This is a genomic window from Pseudomonas synxantha, assembly GCF_900105675.1.
In the GTDB taxonomy this organism is placed as follows: domain Bacteria; phylum Pseudomonadota; class Gammaproteobacteria; order Pseudomonadales; family Pseudomonadaceae; genus Aquipseudomonas; species Aquipseudomonas synxantha.
On record NZ_LT629786.1, the window covers coordinates 4,907,919 to 4,926,126 of the forward strand.

Below are 18,208 nucleotides of genomic sequence, written 5' to 3' on the forward strand. Positions count from 1 at the left end.
ATGAAAATCATTACCTATGTATTTTTAATAGTCTTATCGACTATTTCATCATTTGCTAACGCTGATAATATTGCTACCAGAGCAAACGCTCATATGCAGTCATTAACAGAAGAAGAACGTGCGGCATCATTTACCGGCCCACTCGTGGAATCAATGTTTGGCTGTGAAATGACGCAGAGTGCAGTACAAGGTGATGAATTTGGGAAGCATGAATGCGTAGGAAACAATAATCAGTTTAACAGTGGAACGTCAAAAGTACTGAACCCTGCAATTTTTTATACGCTCAATGCAATTTCTATCCTAGCTGGTCTGATATTGAGCAGATTCATTTACCTAAAGATATTTGTCGCTGCCTCTACCAAATTCAAGGATAAGAACTCAATTATCACAGCAGGATCTGTTTCAGCCATTATTTTAATATTTGCATCTCCTGTTTTTGTGAACGAACAAAGTATTAGGTACAATCTTTTCACAAAGCTGGCTATTCAGGTCGTGGTTAAAGCGCTAGACATTGATGAGACGCATCAGTTTGAAGAATCACAAAAAACACGGCTTGAATTCCCTAAACGTTTCGTCCCAAATAAAGATTCTGGCGGAGCGATAAATGAATTTAACGCGATTAGCTTTCAACTCTGCACTTCTAGTATGTCTATCCAAGAAGCTGCTAAACAGCAAAGAATCAAATTCACAATTGACGAATCGAAAGGAGAAATCAAAGCTTTCCATCAGGTTGGTAGCTGCATTCTAGACATTAGCTTTTTGGTAGACATGAATACAGAAAGCATCTCCAAAAGATTTGGGCTCCCAAGCTACTTAGATTCTGCTATAGAAACAGCCAAAAGAATCGTGGAAACAGAGTACACACTGAATGCCAAGAAGATTGCAGACAACATCATAAAAGCGGGTAGGCCCACCTTGGGTGTGGCCGATACCTATACTCCAGGCCAGCTTGATTGCAACGACGAAGCCAGTTTCAACCTTAGAGGGATGAGCCCTAGCAGCATCAAGGACTACGCCTTTGATGCGGCAAAGTGCATCCATGGGCGTGCAATAGATGAGCTGAACAAAGTGCCCACATACACAGAGTCACTGATGCCAGCAGACAGAAACGTCAGGATCTGCTCGACGGTTGACCATAGCGCAGGCCAAGGGACAAATTTAAATCAGGACTCAAGCTCAACATCGTTTGTCGCTGATGAAACCCTAGAATCAACGTTGAGGGCGTGTGTAGAGCGTTCTTGTGCAGAGGATTCAAGCCCAAAGAATTGCTCTGACTCAATAAACTTCTACAATGTTTACTTTAACAATCGTTTTATGACGAACCCGAACATATTGACGATTCTACCAAAAATATTATTCACGGAATTTCAGAATAATCAGTACTCAACACCTGGAGAAACGCTAGCTAACTCAATGAAGGTTGATATGTACCAGTCTGGCAGCATTTTAATCTCTGAGAATAACAACAAAGTCATTTTCACAGTTGACTATGAAAGGGCTGAATCAGACATCAATCTTCAATATTTTTTGAACAATAGCCTTGATTCAGTTCAGCTTACTAAAACCTCTAACGACTGGTCCGCTGGGTTATTGAAAGCAGTGACAGTGGGAGACAATGGCGTACTGGGTATTGATAAGCTAATCGACTGCCTAAATTACCCAAGCTCCACAACACCGAGTGGCAGGGAATGCGGCTCTGTGTTCGTTGAAATTCAGAATTTTGGTCAAACACTGGTATTCACTGCGTCATTAATAAAAGCTGAATTGCGTGTAAATCAACAATTGAGAAAAAATACTCAAAGCAGAAGCAAGGAAGCAGCAGCCGTAAACGGAACAAAAAGTATTATAGATTCTGCCATAGGTTTTTTCGGAACGACTGGAGGTAAAATTGGAATTGTCTCTGCTGGTGTAGCAGCGTCCGCTGGATTCAATGACATTTACAACCCTGTTGGCTTAAACATCGGGCCTGAAGCAATGGTAGCCCTTGCGGTCGTGGTCAGTGTCCCGCAGATGCAAGAGTTCCTGGACTCTCTGTCATCGACGTTGCTATCACTTGGCTACATTCTCATTTGGTCTATTCCTATAGCCATCAGCGTGAGCGTAGTAAGCGTAATCGTTACTTTAATAGTCGCTTTAGTCGGCTTCCTTTTGACCTCAACAACTTCATCACTGCAGATAATTAACGGCACGACCGTAGACAGGAAAACTGACTACCTGAAATTCATAATTGAACTGGCAATGCTGTTCATACCAACTGTCTGCTACACATCAGTTTTGTACATGACATTCAGATTCATAAAGGCTTTGTTCATATACAAAGTCATAACATTGGAAATGTTGACCGGCTCATTGAGCGTTTCGTACACCATAACGAGCATAAGTGATATATACTCAACCCTTGTAGCAATTTGCATCTACCTATTTGTTGTTTTATTCATCTGTGTTCACATGATAAGAAAAGTATCGAAGATTAGAGAAATCATGAAAGTCATTCTTTTCTCGAAACAAGATTCAAATCTACCAGAGCATGCAAATGATATTGTTTTTTCCCCTAACAGGTATCACATGTAAATTGATTGGCCTTACGGCCAATTTCTGATTTTGGAAATGCTATAATTTGCAAAACAGCCTAATACTATAATGTCAATCAAAATTGAGAAACGAAGCGCACGATACACAGATGAAGAAAAACTAGAAATTCAGCAACAGTTTGACTACTCGTTAAGTCAATACAGTGAAGTCGATAACCTTTATAAAATCGCAAAAATCACTGCCCTATTTTTTCCCTATGCATTTTTTGCGACATCAATACCTATAATGAGACTGATACGTTCAAAAAACAAAATCTTCAAATTTTGGGTTATAGCTCCACTCATAATAATTTCCCTTTGGGTCTTCGCAAGCATATACATTTGGTACGCGTACTTTTCACTTTATGCGAAAGGCTTACAAGAGAATTTTCCTTTAGTGATATTTTTCGGATGTTCAGCTTGCCTTTACATTACAGCCATAGCTTTTAGACAATTAAGTAAATTTTTGTGGACCATCAGAGAGTTCATTTATTATAAAAACGTTGGCAGAGTTCAGCATTTCAAAGCCATATTAGCTATGCGCAGAAAGAACTCTGGATTTAAAAATCTCTTCAGCAGCTTCATGAAGAGGGGCTGATAAAACGAGGGCATGTATAATGCAATGCCTTCGGCAGATCATCCCCAGGATGATTAATCCAATGTCTGATGATTCCATCCCTTATGAATGGCCCGTAATAAAATCAAAAAAGCTTTGTGCCGTTTACAGGCGACTCACACGGGATGCATCGCCCCATTCATTCGTACAACCCTTACCAGACACTTGTCGCGTCAGCGAATGCTCCACCAGGTACTCAACCTACCCTAGGCCGTTCCTAGGCCATTCCGAACAGAATCCGAAGCCTCTATTACCCCGATAGAATCTGTCCAAGTCCAGGGAGCGCAGGGCCGGGTATACTCATCCATACCGCAGGTTCAGGGAGTTGACCGTATGGATAAGGAATTCAGCTACAACCCTCAAATTCCGTGCATTGTGCTGCACAACGGCCAAGATGTAGGCGCGCTGGTAGCCGGAAGGCTGTACAGATTCGATTCCAGCCTTACCGCCGCCAACCTCCATACAGAAGCAGGATTCCTTGTGGATAACGTCCTATTCCAGTACGGAGAGCCCATAGGCCACCTTGAAGGCAGAAGGCTCATCATTGATAGCCGTTGCGAAATCCTAGAACTGGTTGAAGCCTAACCGCCCTTCTCTAGTCCACCGGCAAGCTGACTACGTGCAGCATCGAGGGATTCCAGCAGGCTCTGTGAGTAGCTGACGGCATCAGCTAGAGCCACTTCTGCAAATCCTGTATCAACGCCTACGAATTTCTCAACAAACGCCCTGCAGTACTCCTGCCATTCCGCATCATCACCCAAGCCATAAAGCCCGAGCCAACAGGCGATGATCTGGTGTACGTGCATAGCATTCCTTGCCACCTCTCCTAGTGTCCGTAGAAAGGCTTCGCGGTCATCAGAGACTGAGAATTCACGGAAAGCTTGTAGGTGTTGGTTCAGGGTCAAGACACAGGCAGACACGTCAAAATCTAGCTGAATGCGCTCCCTAGAGTTGTACCTGTGTATGCGTCCGGGCATCACATCTTGCGTGATTAAACCGGCTGCCACTTATGCGGAAGCAGCAGCTCGATTTCACTCGCCCGCTGCGTCGGTAAACGCGTGAGAACATCCTTTAGATAGGCGTACGGGTCATGACCATTCAGCCGCGCAGACTGGATCAAACTCATGATCGCTGCCGCCCGTTTTCCGCTACGTAGCGACCCAGCGAAGAGCCAGTTTTTGCGTCCAAGAGCCCACGGCCGGATCTGGTTCTCCGCCCAGTTATTATCAATGGGGACGGCCCCATCATCGAGGTAGCGCGACAGCGCTGCCCAGCGTTTGAGACTGTAATCGAGTGCTCTGCTGATGGCCGAACCTTCGGGCACAAGATCACGCTGGGCGATCATCCAGACATGCAATCTATCCATCACCGGAGCGGCTTTTTCTTGTCGTATTCGGCACCGTAAATCCGGTTCCAGATCACGCACTTCGCTCTCGATTTCGTACAGCAACTGGATGTAGCGCAGGGCCTGCTCGGCGATCTGGCTTTTGTTGGTCGCGTGCAATTCGAAAAACTTGCGTCGGGCATGGGCCATGCAGCCGATCTCGGTCACGCCGAGTTCGAAGCTGGCCTTGTAACCGCCAAAGTCGTCGCAGACCAACTTACCTTTCCAGCCTTGCAGGAAGTTGCGAGCATGCTCACCGGCGCGGCTGGGGCTGAAGTCGTAGACGACAGCGGCTGTTTCGCAGAACTGGCTCGTGGCGTAAGCCCAAACATAAGACCGGTGGGTTTTCTTCGAACCTGGAGCAAGCATCTGTACCGGTGTTTCATCCGCGTGGATGACTTGCTGTCCCATCACTACGTCACGCAGGGCATCGACCAGGGGCTGTAATTGCACACCCGTCATTCCAACCCATTGAGCCAAAGTGGAGCGTGGAATCGCCAAGCCGGCGCGACCGAAAATCGATTCCTGGCGGTAGAGCGGCAAATGGTCAGCGAACTTCGCGATCATGACGTGGGCAAGTAAGCCTGCCGTTGGGATACCTTTGTCGATGACCTGCGCCGGTACGGGCGCTTGGATCAGCGTTTCGCAGTCATCGCAAACCCACTTGCCACGAACATGGCGTTCGACGGTGAACACGCCGGGTGTGTAGTCCAGCTTTTCGCTGACGTCTTCACCGATACGCTTGAGTGCGCAGCCACAAGGGCAGCGAGTGTTGTCCGGTTCATGATGGATCAACGTGCGTGGGAATTCCGCCGGCAATGCCGTGCGCTTGGGCTTTTGCTTTTTCTCGGTCGTCGCTGGCGCTATTTGCAAGGCTTGAAGCTCGGCCTCAATCGCCGCGATATCGGTATCGATCAGGTCATCGAGCAGACTGGCCTGCTCAGGATTCATCTGCTCGCTACGCTTGGCAAACTTCAAACGCTTGAGTTGCGCGATTTCGTGGGTCAGTTTCTCGATCACCGTTTGATCGCGGTTGATCTTCTTGCCCATGGTGTCAACTGTCTTGCCCATGGTTTCAACCGTCTTGCCCAGGGTCTCGACTTGCGACAGCAACTGCGCAGCGAATGCACGTAGCTGGTCGGGAGTCATTTGATCGAGATTGGGTGAGGACGTCATGCCGTGGATTTTACCAAAGCAGGCCACTTGCGACAGCCAGCCAAGACGCTAATTACAGTTTTTAAAGCAGCGTGATTGCACCGCCGGCTCCAACACGTTGCCAAGGTAGTCCGAGCACTAAGGCCTGAAGTTGTTCGGTATCCAACTGCATTTCGCTGCTTTGTCGAAGGCTTGGCCAGTGAAACTTGCCCTGGTTCAAGCGACGTGCGGCCAACCAAATACCAATCCCATCGTGTACCAGCACTTTCATGCGATTGGCCCGGCGATTGGCAAACAAATAAGCGCAGTGCGGCTTCGCCGCACCGAAGACCGCGATCACTCTGGCTAGCGCGGTCTCGGTACCGGCGCGCATGTCCATGGGCTCAGTGGCGAGCCAGATGGCGTCGATGCGGATCATCGCAACAGATCTCGCAGAAAGGTGGCACAGGCAGCGGCGCTTTCGGTCGGCCAGTTCACTTTCACGGTGCCGCGCGGGTGTGGGATTTCGAGGCAGATAGTCGATGACGTGGCTTGCGAATTTGCTCCGGCTAACTGCAAGGGCAGCGGAATGAAAGCAGGTTGCAGCGCCATGGCTTTCTGCGTTTGCACTCGAATCCATTTATGGACGAGGTTCGCGTTGAGGCTGTGGCTCAGCGCAACGCTGGCAATCGAGGCCCCGGGCTGGGAACACTCTTGAATGACCTGGGCCTTGAAGGATTTGGAGTAAGAACGGCGTTGTGGCTGCATGAAAGACCCGCTTATAAAGGCTAGAAATGGTGTCCACTTAAATCAGGTGGACACCATCGCCTTTGGCGTCGGGGTCAGGAAGGTGTGTTGGCCGGACGCATACGTACCTGTTGCGTATCGGTCGAGACATGTGAGGGCGCCCTGGAAGAAGTCGATCTGATCCTAACTCCAGATCTCGCAGCGAAGCCACTTAGGAATCACAGAAAGCGAAAAGCCCGCACGATTGCGGGCCTCTCTAAAAACAAACCTAACTAACAAGCAGCGGACTTTACTAAAAGATGAACAACTTGCTGCTTGCTTCTACAGTTTAACATTTTATATTGACAAAAACCCCATTAACAATTTTTTCTTTAAATTAATTAGATTTTCTTTTTTTAAATGCTATTATTTAAAAACAACAAACCTTTACTAAAATGAAAATCAGATTATTTACCTTTGCAGCTTTAGCGTTGCTTTCGAGTTTATCCCATGCAAATGACTCAACTCAAAACAAATCAGGAAAACAGAATATAGATGAACAAAACCTGATTGAGGCCACGAGACAAATTGTTGACTCAGTGGGTTTCGTTGATATGGATGCACAGTCACGTTCTTTTTTAAGCACCGACTTCAAAGGAATTCCTATTGAAGATTATGAAGACACAAACGATTACGACGCCCACAGAGACGCTTCATGATTAACCACTTATCAATTAAAGCCTCAACAGAGGCTTTAATTTTGCCAAAAGGAAAAGTATGCAAACGGCAAAATGGTATAATTAAGCTAATAAACAAACCTTTAAATCATGCAAAAATCACTAATAGCCATATCAACACTTTCTGTTTTGTTGATAGCAAACACAGCATCAGCAATTACATGGCCTGCTGAACAAACATACGAAGAATCGCTAGGCGCAGAAACATGGTCAACAGACGGGGGATGCAAGTCGGGGCAACAAATCAGTATGAGACGAGTCTTTTTTATTAATAAAGATGGTAGTAAAACCTATGTAAACAAAGGAAATGGAGTTTTTGTAAAGGGTAGTGAATCGTATGGCGACGAATTTGAAATATTGTCAAAATGCTACGAATCGACAAACACAGCAATGGAAGAAGCTAAAATATCGGAAGTTGTATCAGAAGTAGTTTCGCAAAAATGCGAAAATCCGTTAGAAACAGGGTCGATAAATAAACGTCGTGAATATACGCTATGGAGTTCAGACAGAGTAAACAGTAACTTTAAAACAGGTTTTGGTGTGATGGTTACTAGCACTTGTAAATTAGTAGAAACAAAGGTTTTTGATAATCCAGTTTGCTCAATAAAAAACCCTGAATTTCCATTCGGAACGATTTTTGGGACATGGACAAGAACGACAAAAGACGGCATAGCAGGAGAATGGAATTTAAACGGATTTTTTACAAACGTTAACAAATGCTTTAAGACAGTAACTGAAACCAAAAATCCTACATGCCCCGCTGGTTACACCGGGCAAATGACGCAATCGAGAACGTATGATTTATGGAAAACTGGTAGCACAAAAAATGATTCTGGCTTTATCACAACACAAGACACTTGTTCAAAAACTGAAAACAAACAGCTTGTACAAGAGAATTGCCCATCAGTGAACCCAAACTACCCACTTGGAACTACGAACGGGCTTTATTCAAGGACGGTGACACCAGCAGGAATTGCCAGCGATTGGAAATTAACAGTGCTTATTTCTAATGCCTGCTACTACATGAAAGACACAGTAACAAGCACAAATGAGGTTTCATGCCCAACAGGCCAATCAGGAAAAATCATAAGAGAAACGCACTTAAAATTAAAACAATACATCTCTTGGTCACAAAACGATTCTTCATACATTGTTGAAACTGAAAATAGCTGCAAAGCGTCAGGCCCCGTCACTGTTGAAGTAAAACCCGGTAGCGAAACCGTAAGCTGTGATTCGTATTATGGAACACAAGCAGGAACGTACACAGGAAACGTTACCAAGACTGGAGACAACATCACAATCTTTGACCCTATAAGCGGAGCGACAAACACAACGTTCCAAACGAAAAGCGAAGACACAACATCGTGCATAAAAGAAATCACAACGACTACGAAAGAAATCATTGAAGAAGAATGCCCAGCCGGATTTATAGGTAAAATCACAAAGTATTTAGTAAAAGCTGAAAGCACCACAGGTACTGTTTATCCATATGGAACCACGCCAATTCTTGATTCAAATACCTGCACTGCTGTTTCGGTAAGCGATGAAATAAACGCACCTAGCACTGAACATTTGCAAGATTCAGTTCTTTCAAACTTGAGTTTCACCACAACCTCTATCTCAAAAAGCGATTTGATAATCGACCAACTCAACAAAATAGACACATCGAAGCTTGAAGGCAAAGCCTATGTAATGAATATTAATGCTGACAATTTAAGTGCCGAGGCTTTCGATAAAAACAAAATAACTAATCTTGTAAAAACATTTAAAACGAAACTGGGTCAATCAGCTAACGTAAAAATATCATCAGTACCAGTGACATTGGATAAATACATTAATCAAGATGGCTTAACACAATCTAGAATTCGATTAGAAAGATTATCGCTTTCTGGCACTAGCGTTAACAATGGCACAGTCACTGTCAAATACGTTTCTCTTGCGAAATCAACACCTCAACATTTCAGCTTCACAGTAAAGGTCTTTGATTAAGATAAGCCACCAACAGAAGCCCTACGGGGCTTTTTTTGTACCTTGAAACCACCGCCATGAGCCGTCCTAACCTTACCCACCACAAAGGCACCCTCCAACCTTAGAAAGCTCTCAAATCAATCGACAGCCATCCTAAATAGGAACTCTTCAACTTTCATTGCTTACGGGCTAATTTGCAAAACCAAAATGCTATAATTCGATTAACAAACAAACCACTACAAAAATGGACAACAATCAACCAGCGACAGACAAAAAAAGTAAGCTGAATACATTATTAATGCTTATGTTAACCTTTATTGGTGTAAGTTTATTTTTACTATCTGCTTCATATTTAATTCTTCTACATAAAAGCCTTGATCGACAAGGATACTATGTTCATCAGTTCTTAAAAGAAGAACACCTAGCATCAATGTTCTACATCGCTGTTGCAGCGGGCTTTTCTTATTTTATATGGCGATGCATCAAAATCGTTATCAGAATTAAGAAAGAAAAATTCTGTCTGGACAATATTCAGGGAGCTTTTATAGTGGCGCTTTTCATATTTTTTATGACTTTTTTTATTTTCTTAAACACACAGATTAGGTTTCAGCTTTTAAAAATCCAGGATATTAACGTAATACTTGAAGATGCAACCTTGGAAAAATATGAAGCATACAGCCCGTCACGATTCCCACATTACCAATTCAAAAATGCACAGTTCAGATTCATAAGAGAACAAAGTACCAGCTTAATAGAAATACGAAAGATCAGTAATCTTTATGCCACGAACAAGCTGGTAACACCAATTGAACCGCCTTACTATGATTTGCACAATTTATCGAGAGTAGAACTAAAAGCGGGGTTATCGCCACTATTTGCATTTTACTACTTGGTTATTTTTCAATTTCTCTTGACTATATTCTTAAAGCTATGCATTTATTTACCATGTAAAGTGATAAATTATAGCATTCAACGAAAGGCTTGACACTTAATGGTGCCAGCTGCATTCCAAGTCGTTTTATCACTAATTAATGCGCGTTCAAATGTTATAATTCTTGTATTCAGCACTTATGCTGAAAAACAGGATTACATAATGGAAGAAATTAACGATGATGAGTCATTTAAGGAGCTATATGAATTTCTAGACCTAATCAAAATAAACCAAAAAAAATTGAAGAAAGCCCAAATAATAAGCTTTACCTATCAGAAAAGGCTTTCAGCAGAGGGGAAAGAATAGACGAGGTAATATTTGATTAGTTAAAAAATAAAAAAGCCTCTCACGAGGCTTTTTTTAGGTCAGTCATCAGAAGGTCATGAGCTTCACAGCATGCTCTAATGCATTTTCCCTCGCTTTGACGTGACCCTGGCTCAACAGGAAGGCCAACACGTCATCACCGCTGTAATGCTCTGCAAATGCTTGTCTAGCCACTCTCCTATCGATCACATCATCGATCACGGCATCACCAAGAAGCCGAGATTTGTACACCAGCGTTTCTCGTAAAGCCTTTAGGTAGAAAGCGGTGTCATCAGGGCTACCAGCTCCAACAGCAGGCGCTGTGAGCTTCATTCCCCTTACCTTCTGTATCTGATCCACACATTCAGTGCAGGAACGCTTTAGCGAGCGATTGCAGGTCACGAATGACCCAGTGCCATGGTGCTTGAACCCAGCAGCGTGTATAGGTGCTTCAAGGCTCTTTGGACGAGGTACGCGCAAGGTGCTGACACTCTTGTTCAGAGCCCACACGAACATCTGTGCGTTGAATGCGTACTGGTCATCGTCCTTATGCTTGCCGATCCTACACACCAGGTCGTAAAGCTTGCTATGCAGGCTACCCTTGATCGTAGTCACCATTGTTGGGGCAAAGCCAAGGCTAGCCATGTCTTTGAGCTTCAAAGACGTGACAGAGCTGATTGTGAGGTAGTGGAAGGTCTTTGACTTCGGGACAATCGTTACGTCATACCCTTCGATGTTTTTGGCACTCATCAGCTTGAAAAGCTTGTCGGTCAGCAGGTCAGCAGCAGTGAAGAACTGATCCTTCACCCCCTGCGCGTTGTAGGCTTTCAGGCAGAAAGCCGCCTTCTCTTTGGCAATCAAGGTATCTGTTGCGGGGTTGAATATGACTTGGAATTTGTCAGCTTCAAAGGATGCTAACTGATTTGATAAATGGTCGATTCTAGCTATTTTTGTTTTTGTCATTTTGTTCTCGTATTTTGTTATTTTTTATCCTTTAGGAATATAAATCATTAAATCAAAACGGAAGTCCGTCATTGCGTTTGGTTTTACCTTTGAACTGCTTATATTTCTCAAAACTCTCTTTACAGATTTGCCCGTCTACCAACAGGGACGGCCATAAATATTCATCAAAAGCACCTTCCATGTTCACTTTGCTTTCAACGTTACCCTTGCATGCAACATTTACGCTTATTTTAAATTTAGTTGTTCCGCCTTTAACCGTATTTCTTTTGGTCTCTATAAATTTCATATACCTCAATACGTTCAATGCTCGCTTTCTTGTGTTTTCGCTCACACCCAAATAGGAATCGAGGTCTGTAATAATTACTTCACACTCATTAAATCTATCCATGTTTTCTATCGCGGCCATCATTATTCGTGCAGCTACATTATCGAATGCTATTATTGCAATAAAGAATGGCATAGCTTTTACAAAAATCGGCGCGTAAACGTTTTTTTCAAGCTTATTAAATGCTATACTTTTAAAAGGGTTCTCTTTCATTTTAACCTCAACTCATTAATTAGACTGTTAGCGCAGTCTTTTTTATTCTTCTGCAAATCTATTAAAGGTTAAGGAACTTAACTTCTATCCACATCATTCCAACGTGCACCTTGTCTTGCTCAACGGCAATCATTCTCTGCTCACTTAAAATATTCATACATCTGCGAATATTTTCACCTGAACAATCCATGATTTCCATTAATACTGGCTTGTTTGTATAGACGACAAAATACCCATTCTCTGTTTTTTCCGCGAGTGTGCAGAGCTTGATTAAAAGAGAATGTGCGGCATGTCTCGCAAGGGCAACCTTGGATAAAGCATCTAGAGCTGCTTTTGAGGTAGGAAATCTAATGTAAGTCTTATTTTGAGAGTAGTTCATTTTAGTTATTAATGGTTTGTTTTAATACAATACCATTTAAAAACACCAAAACGTGTTTTAAACACCAAAAAGTGTAATAAATATTTTAATATCAGAAAACTAACCCAAAACTACAGTGCAATATTTTGTACTGTAGCTAGGTAAAAACACGTTTTGGTGGAAAATATGCCACTTACAGGTCAGTATTTTGTACTGTAGGTTATGCCTACAGTGTAGTTTTTTGTACTGTAGCTACTCTACAGGCCACGGAAATCAAGGACTGAAAATGTATAGCGCGCCTATAATATCTAGAACTCTTTAAAAACTTAAAGGCGTCAGCAAATCCAGTCATCAATTGTTGGGCATTGGATCATGCATTAGAATTGAAAATGCATTCGACAGGTCAATAACTTTTATTAATCCTTGATGATCATTCATTTTAAGAGGTTCGGGCACTCGCTGCGCGAAATTGTTCAGCACTGCAAGCCCCAAACCTTTGGATCATGCCTTTGTCGCTTAAGTATCCGCCAAGACACTTTTTAAATTAAAGCTATTCCGGCATTTCCATAAACGTACATCAAATATCAAATTTAACCTTTTCAATAGCTTCTTTCTTTGCCATAGGTGTTGGTCCATCAGAGTAACGATCAAAGGTCATAGAAAGGCTACCGCCAACGTCATGCCCTACAATCGACATAACAAGGATGTTTTTCGTATCGGCACGTTCAAGCTCCGTGACCATTGTGTGTCGAAAAGAGTGAAAGACCAAATCCTTTGGATATCCAAGAGCAATTTTAAAGGCAGAGAACTCACTGCTCATTTCTTTAGATTTTGTACCATACTTCCCGCCCCTATTCGTTTTCAGCAAATATCCGTCTTTGGATTCATCCTTTAAACGCCTAACAAGGGTTAGCAATTCTGAGTGAATTGGTACAAGCCTTTCACCAGCGTTGGTTTTGGACTGTTTAATATCTATGCAGTAAACTCCATCTACCTCAACCAAATCTTCAACCTTGATTTGGCATATTTCTTCGATTCGTGCACCTGTGTAGCATCCGAGCCTGATCAAATCAGCAAGACGTGTCTTTTCTTGGCTTATAGCATTACTGTAGAGCGCCTTGACCTGTTCCTTGGTAAATCCTTTACGAGCATCCTCTTTCCTCGCACCACGGCGTATTTTAGCCACTGCGTGATTTGCAAAAGGATTTACTGGATATTTCTGTCTGAAATCCACGTTATTGAACATGAATTTGTAAAAGGCATTGTAGGAACAGAGGTACTGCAATTTCGTTTTATCAGCACATTCAAGAGATTCCAAGAAAACACGAACCGATTCATAATCAAGCTCAAATTTCTGTTTTTCCAGAAACGACTTAAGCATATTCAAACGTTTTACGTGCCGGTCAATCGAACGCAGCGTTACCTTACGTTTCACTTCGTATTTGTGAAACTCAACGAAATTCTTCTCTGTCAGAGGATGCCTTTTGACGAATTTGGTTGGTTCTGCAATGAAGGTTTTGAGTTGTTCCTTTTCTGCATGGGTTTCTGCATACCCGTGGAATGAACCTAATTCAAGGGTATTTTCCAGCTTTTCAAGGAGTCCTTCCGATTGCTTGAAGGTTTTGCTTGGCTGGCTCTGGAATTCATTCAGCTCAGTCAAAATCGAAGCCAGCGCCGGGTGCAAATCCTCACCAAGAGCCTCTTTTTCTTCAGCCAAAAGATTCAGAAAACTATGGTGGCTGTCTATTTCCTTCACTGCCTGTACGTCTTCAAATTCTGAATCTTGAAAAGCCTTCTTCCTATCCTCTTTCCGCTCCATCAGCCTGCGCTTTATCTCGCCCAGGTTCTGGAACATTTCGTCAAATTTCACATCGACTGGCAGTGAAGCTAGGGTCTGCATTTCTTGCTCAATGACGAGCTTGCGCCGCTCCACTGCTATGCGGTTTTTGAACTCATGCAGATCCTTTGTACGAAGCACAAGGGCTTCGCTCTTACGACCCGTTTTGAGACTCTTGATGAACTCAGTTCGGTTCCCAAAAGCAGACCTAACATCCTTGGGAATCGCTACGCGGACGTACCACGTTCCATCGATGTTTTTGAGATTATCGACCGCCATAGCGCGAGCATCCTGTACAATTTTTAGCCTGAAGGCATATGGCCTTCTCATCTGCACAAACTGTAATGCCACGAACAGCTTTTTGGAAGTGGTTTTTGGAAGTAAAAATTGCTGTAAGCGCCGTATATCAAGGTTTACAGGGGGTTGCGCCATTTTTGGAGACAGTTCGATTCTCCCTCGGGGCACCATCTTAAAGAAAGACCTTGAAATTCAAGGTCTTTTTTTTCGCCTGTAGAAAAGTGGGCAGCCGGCTGATCCCTCGCTCACCGCCAATTACCACCTGAAACACGGCCCAATGTGGGAGCTGGCTTGCCTGCGATTACCATGGGTGTCTACAAAACTTCGAGACGCCGCTGGACCCTGTGGGAGGGGGCTTGCTCCCGATGGCGGCCTGACAGACGACCAGAATGCTCGATCAGGCCGAGCACCTATCCGGTATTTAGGTAACGGCCGCTTAAGGTGACCGTTATCGCAGCAATAGATATGTACACCAACAGGGCCAATCGGGAGCAAGCCCCCCCACAGGGTCCAGCGGCGCACCCGATGAAGTTGTGTAGATACCTATACTGCGATTAAGCCAGCCCACATACCGTCAAACCATCGCCTTACACACCAACAGATACCACCTCCTCCACCACCCCATTCGGCAACATCCCATTCGCCAAATCATCCACCACCGCCTTCGCCATCTCTCCCAAATAATGCGCCGCCCAGGCATACCGATCCGCGCTGTTATCCATCGCCGCATCCAACGCCAGCATTTTGGAACAATGCAGAAGCTCGGAGGCATGCTCCAGGGCGTCGCGGATGGGCACGCCGGAATTGACGCGGAATAGACGGTGGAGGTTGGGCTGTTTGCCGCAGGTGGAAAAGGTGATGACACCGAGGGTTTTGTTGAGGGGTGGGTTGATCATTGGGCACCTCCGATCTGAGCGGCGGTGTCGATTGCGGAAGTGCGAGGATACGACCTATCAGAAACGCTCATTGCTTAAGCTCCTATGTAGTGAGCTGCCACGTTCGTTTCTCATGCGAATGGGTGGCAGCTATGCGCGGGCTGAGAAACCGGGACAATAGGAACCCGGCAGACCCGAAGGTCTCCCACGCATAGCCGCCATTACACAGACATGCGGACACAAAAAAGCGCCAACAGTCTAATGGATGGTGGCGCCTATGCGCCTATTGTTTCTCGGATTCTCAAGTCCGGTCGCTGGGTTGGAAGCGACGGGAGAAAAGTAGCGCAGGAGTGGTTGGAGATGAAAGTTAGTATCTGTGGCGAGAGATTTCCGGCGGGCAGCCAAAAGGGTTGCGGGCGTTAGGAAGAAGAAAGTCTTGCTCTAATCCCGATTATTCGTTGCGCGCTGGTATCCACCCCTTGATGTTTGTCGTCTCTGTGGCAGTTGCAGGGCCACTGCTAAATCTGCTCCGACATTAGTTTGTCGGCTTCCATCTCTATGATGGGCCGCGCCTGGTGCGTTCGTGGCACTCGTCAGATAACACCCTAAAGTCCATCGCTGCCGCACAATCAGATGGCATCTTGGTGCCGGATGAAATTGGCATGTGTGATCTGCACATCATTAGCAAAACGGTGTACATGCTCGGCAACGGCACGGGTAAAGCCCGAGCAAATGACCGAGGGCAAGCGGGCCGACAGGTGCAGGGGTGGCGCTTGCTGTTTCTCTCGACCGGCGAGAAGACGTTGGCGCAGCACATGGCGGATGCCAACAAGGAGCTGAAAGCGGGCATGGAGGTGCGCATGCTTGCGGTGCCAGCGGATGCCAGCAAGGGCCTCGGCATGTTCGATGTGCTGAACGGTTTTGAGGACACCGCCGCCCTCTCCGATGCGCTCAAGGCCCGTGTCGCCAAATACTACGCCCCCCCCTCACCGCCTTCCTCCACGCGCTGTGTGCACCTGGAGAAATGCTCAGATGGTCGGTGATCGTGCGCCGCACGGTGGAGCAGTTCATCACCCAAAACCTGCCCGCCTCTGCCAGTGGACAAGCACAACGTGACGCCCTTCGCTTCGGCCTCGCAGCAGCGGCCGGAGAGCTGGCCACCGCCTTCGGCGTTACTGGCTGGCCCGATGGAACAGCCACAACCGCCGCACGGGTGTGTCTGCATGCGTGGCTGGCCGAACGCGGCGACGCCGGAAACTTCGAGGGCGATGCGATCTTGGCGCGGCTGCGCCAGGTCATCGAGCGGTTTGGAGAAAGCCGCTTTACCCGCTGGGAATCCGCCGCCGCCAAGCTCGATGAGCACGGGCCGCGCACGATTGATCGGTTGGGCTTTCGCAAGACGATGGAACACGGCATGGGTGATGCCCTGCACACCACCAACACCTATTACGTGCTGCCTGAAGCCTGGAGGGCCGAGATTTTCAAGGGCATGAACATCAGTGCGGTGAACAAGGAACTGCTGCAACGGGGCGTGCTTGAACCGGGAAGCGACGGCAAAGCGTATAGCTGATTCGCCTGCCCGGACTGGGGCCCCAGCGCTGCTATGTGGTGAAGACCGTTCCAGGAACGGATGAAAGCGAGGCCAAGGCCGCCTAACGGCATCCCCGCTGATCGAGGTAGCGCCGGCTCATTCCCGGCCTCGCCAGCCGTTCAACCATCCTTATCAACCGCAATGCCCAGTGACAATACAGATGAACACTATCCAAGCACTGAAAGACGGCCGCGACAAACTGACCCTCGAAATGGAGAGCATTCAGCGCGACTTAGGTCTTGAGATCTACCACCTGAATCAAAAAATTAACCGTCTCGAGGCGCTGGCGAACCGCGAGAGCTTGGCTGCCGACTACATCAGCGCCATGTCGACCTGGAAAGCCGACGAGATGGAACTTAACGAGAAGCGCAACAGCATCGAGACACGATTGCAGCAGGTCCGCCAGAGCGATCAGGAGGACATGGCAAAAGCTCGACAAGCTGAAACGGACGCAGCCACCGCTTATGCGCAGGCTGTCGCTTGGGGCGATGTAGAGGGGGAGAAAGCGGCCAACACCGAAGCTCAAAAGGCAGCAAAAAACCTCACGGCCGCGGTTGAGCATCACCGTCGGCAACAACTTCTCATCACCGCCTTGGAGCAGGAGCTGATGACGATTGATCAGCACATCACAGAGGCACAAAAAGAACACGCCAAGATCGAGCAGAAAGCAGCACATCTGGCGAACACGGTGCTGGAAGAACAGTGGAACGAGACCGCGAAAGCGCTGCTGGAAATCGGCGGTAAGTTGTGGGCCGCACGCAACCTGATAAATCGAGACCCGGTTGCATCGATGAAACTAGATATCCCTGAACAGGGCGAGCACTTCGGTAGTTGGACATGGCAAGAGCTTGTAGACTGTTCACATCAGCACAAGCTGGCAGATCTTCTACAAGTCTAAAAAGCATCTAACCTCGGCACAACACAAGTCTCTGCTGTGCCGAACATTGAAGCTCATACCATATAAAACCTCATAGATACACACAACAAGCTGCAAAACTGAAAGTTTAAAAAAAACCACCTGACCGCGTACAAACTCAGGTCAGTCAACTAAAGTACGGCATACGATTCAGAACAGCTTAAGAGGGGAGCACTCAGCGAGTCACCTGTATGAAAGCCGAGGTAAGCGCCAACTATAATCGATAGGCATCAAAAGTCTTAACAACCTCCACGCAAAGGCTACTTACTTCCAAACACCAACTATAGAAGAGTGAAAACCTTGAGGATAGAGGAAGAACTGCAAGGAAACCTACTTATGGGGACGGGTACCATCCACAAAGAAAGCCTCTGATAGCTCCAGAAGCCTTCAACGCCACGCTAACAGCCAATGCGACTTTCACTCTAACCATGCACACCTAAAAAAGCTGAAAGCAATAAAACCTT

Annotated in this window: 16 protein-coding genes and 1 pseudogene; 8 read left to right on the top strand and 9 right to left on the bottom strand. The window is 45.9% G+C overall.

The features are described 5' to 3' along the window. Positions 1 to 2,571 (top strand): hypothetical protein, encoded by a 2,571-nt coding sequence (locus BLU48_RS22770; protein ID WP_231988992.1) that lies wholly within the window; start codon positions 1 to 3, stop codon positions 2,569 to 2,571. Positions 2,572 to 3,519: 948 nt separating this feature from the next. Beyond that, positions 3,520 to 3,771: a hypothetical protein gene (locus BLU48_RS22780; RefSeq protein ID WP_057021777.1), complete on the top strand. Its 252-nt coding sequence runs from the start codon at positions 3,520 to 3,522 to the stop codon at positions 3,769 to 3,771. Here BLU48_RS22780 and BLU48_RS32385 read toward each other — a convergent pair. The 4 genes from BLU48_RS32385 to tnpA all read right to left on the bottom strand — a co-directional run bounded on the left by BLU48_RS32385 (position 3,768) and on the right by tnpA (position 6,472). Next, positions 3,768 to 3,992: a hypothetical protein gene (locus BLU48_RS32385; RefSeq protein ID WP_231988993.1), complete on the bottom strand. Its 225-nt coding sequence runs from the start codon at positions 3,990 to 3,992 to the stop codon at positions 3,768 to 3,770. The two genes, BLU48_RS22780 and BLU48_RS32385, sit on opposite strands and share 4 nt — an antisense overlap. A gap of 185 nt (positions 3,993 to 4,177) precedes the next feature. After that, on the bottom strand, positions 4,178 to 5,746 hold the full coding sequence (gene tnpC / locus BLU48_RS22790) for an IS66 family transposase (RefSeq protein WP_041476245.1): 1,569 nt from the start codon (positions 5,744 to 5,746) through the stop codon (positions 4,178 to 4,180). 61 nt (positions 5,747 to 5,807) lie between these two features. After that, positions 5,808 to 6,143 carry an IS66 family insertion sequence element accessory protein TnpB gene (gene tnpB, locus BLU48_RS32390; protein ID WP_014335806.1) on the bottom strand — a complete coding sequence of 112 codons (336 nt, stop codon included), beginning with the start codon at positions 6,141 to 6,143 and terminating at the stop codon, positions 5,808 to 5,810. Then, positions 6,140 to 6,472 (bottom strand): IS66-like element accessory protein TnpA, encoded by a 333-nt coding sequence (gene tnpA / locus BLU48_RS22800; protein WP_014335805.1) that lies wholly within the window; start codon positions 6,470 to 6,472, stop codon positions 6,140 to 6,142. Before tnpA ends, tnpB begins: the two co-directional genes overlap by 4 nt. Positions 6,473 to 6,885: 413 nt before the next feature. On the opposite strand from tnpA, the gene BLU48_RS31825 reads away from it, so the two are divergent. The 4 genes from BLU48_RS31825 to BLU48_RS31835 all read left to right on the top strand — a co-directional run bounded on the left by BLU48_RS31825 (position 6,886) and on the right by BLU48_RS31835 (position 10,372). After that, positions 6,886 to 7,149, top strand: coding sequence for a hypothetical protein (locus tag BLU48_RS31825; RefSeq protein ID WP_138233662.1), 264 nt, complete (start codon positions 6,886 to 6,888; stop codon positions 7,147 to 7,149). Between the two features lie 108 nt (positions 7,150 to 7,257). Beyond that, positions 7,258 to 9,156: a hypothetical protein gene (locus BLU48_RS31830; protein WP_138233663.1), complete on the top strand. Its 1,899-nt coding sequence runs from the start codon at positions 7,258 to 7,260 to the stop codon at positions 9,154 to 9,156. Between the two features lie 223 nt (positions 9,157 to 9,379). Further along, positions 9,380 to 10,120 carry a hypothetical protein gene (locus BLU48_RS22805; protein WP_138233664.1) on the top strand — a complete coding sequence of 247 codons (741 nt, stop codon included), beginning with the start codon at positions 9,380 to 9,382 and terminating at the stop codon, positions 10,118 to 10,120. Positions 10,121 to 10,228: 108 nt separating this feature from the next. Continuing rightward, the gene (locus BLU48_RS31835; RefSeq protein WP_156422427.1) at positions 10,229 to 10,372 is read left to right on the top strand and encodes a hypothetical protein; all 144 of its coding nucleotides are present in this window, start codon (positions 10,229 to 10,231) and stop codon (positions 10,370 to 10,372) included. A 66-nt stretch (positions 10,373 to 10,438) separates the two neighbouring features. Here BLU48_RS31835 and BLU48_RS22810 read toward each other — a convergent pair whose 3' ends face one another. The 5 genes from BLU48_RS22810 to BLU48_RS22825 form a co-directional block, all read right to left on the bottom strand. Next, the gene (locus tag BLU48_RS22810) at positions 10,439 to 11,332 is read right to left on the bottom strand and encodes a hypothetical protein (RefSeq protein ID WP_057025664.1); all 894 of its coding nucleotides are present in this window, start codon (positions 11,330 to 11,332) and stop codon (positions 10,439 to 10,441) included. 52 nt (positions 11,333 to 11,384) lie between these two features. Further along, entirely contained in the window at positions 11,385 to 11,870 is a 486-nt protein-coding gene (locus BLU48_RS22815; RefSeq protein ID WP_057025663.1) for a hypothetical protein, read from the bottom strand. Between the two features lie 61 nt (positions 11,871 to 11,931). Next, positions 11,932 to 12,249, bottom strand: coding sequence for a hypothetical protein (locus tag BLU48_RS31840; RefSeq protein WP_133244093.1), 318 nt, complete (start codon positions 12,247 to 12,249; stop codon positions 11,932 to 11,934). A gap of 556 nt (positions 12,250 to 12,805) precedes the next feature. After that, positions 12,806 to 14,497: a tyrosine-type recombinase/integrase gene (locus BLU48_RS22820; protein ID WP_231988994.1), complete on the bottom strand. Its 1,692-nt coding sequence runs from the start codon at positions 14,495 to 14,497 to the stop codon at positions 12,806 to 12,808. 452 nt (positions 14,498 to 14,949) lie between these two features. Next, on the bottom strand, positions 14,950 to 15,258 hold the full coding sequence (locus tag BLU48_RS22825) for a DUF3077 domain-containing protein (protein WP_057025661.1): 309 nt from the start codon (positions 15,256 to 15,258) through the stop codon (positions 14,950 to 14,952). 434 nt (positions 15,259 to 15,692) lie between these two features. On the opposite strand from BLU48_RS22825, the pseudogene BLU48_RS22830 reads away from it, so the two are divergent. Together BLU48_RS22830 and BLU48_RS22835 are read left to right on the top strand one after the other, a co-directional pair. Beyond that, positions 15,693 to 16,893 (top strand): annotated as a pseudogene (locus BLU48_RS22830) (DUF927 domain-containing protein); the annotation flags it as partial. A gap of 95 nt (positions 16,894 to 16,988) precedes the next feature. Continuing rightward, positions 16,989 to 17,726, top strand: coding sequence for a hypothetical protein (locus BLU48_RS22835; RefSeq protein WP_057025659.1), 738 nt, complete (start codon positions 16,989 to 16,991; stop codon positions 17,724 to 17,726). Positions 17,727 to 18,208 lie beyond the last annotated feature (482 nt).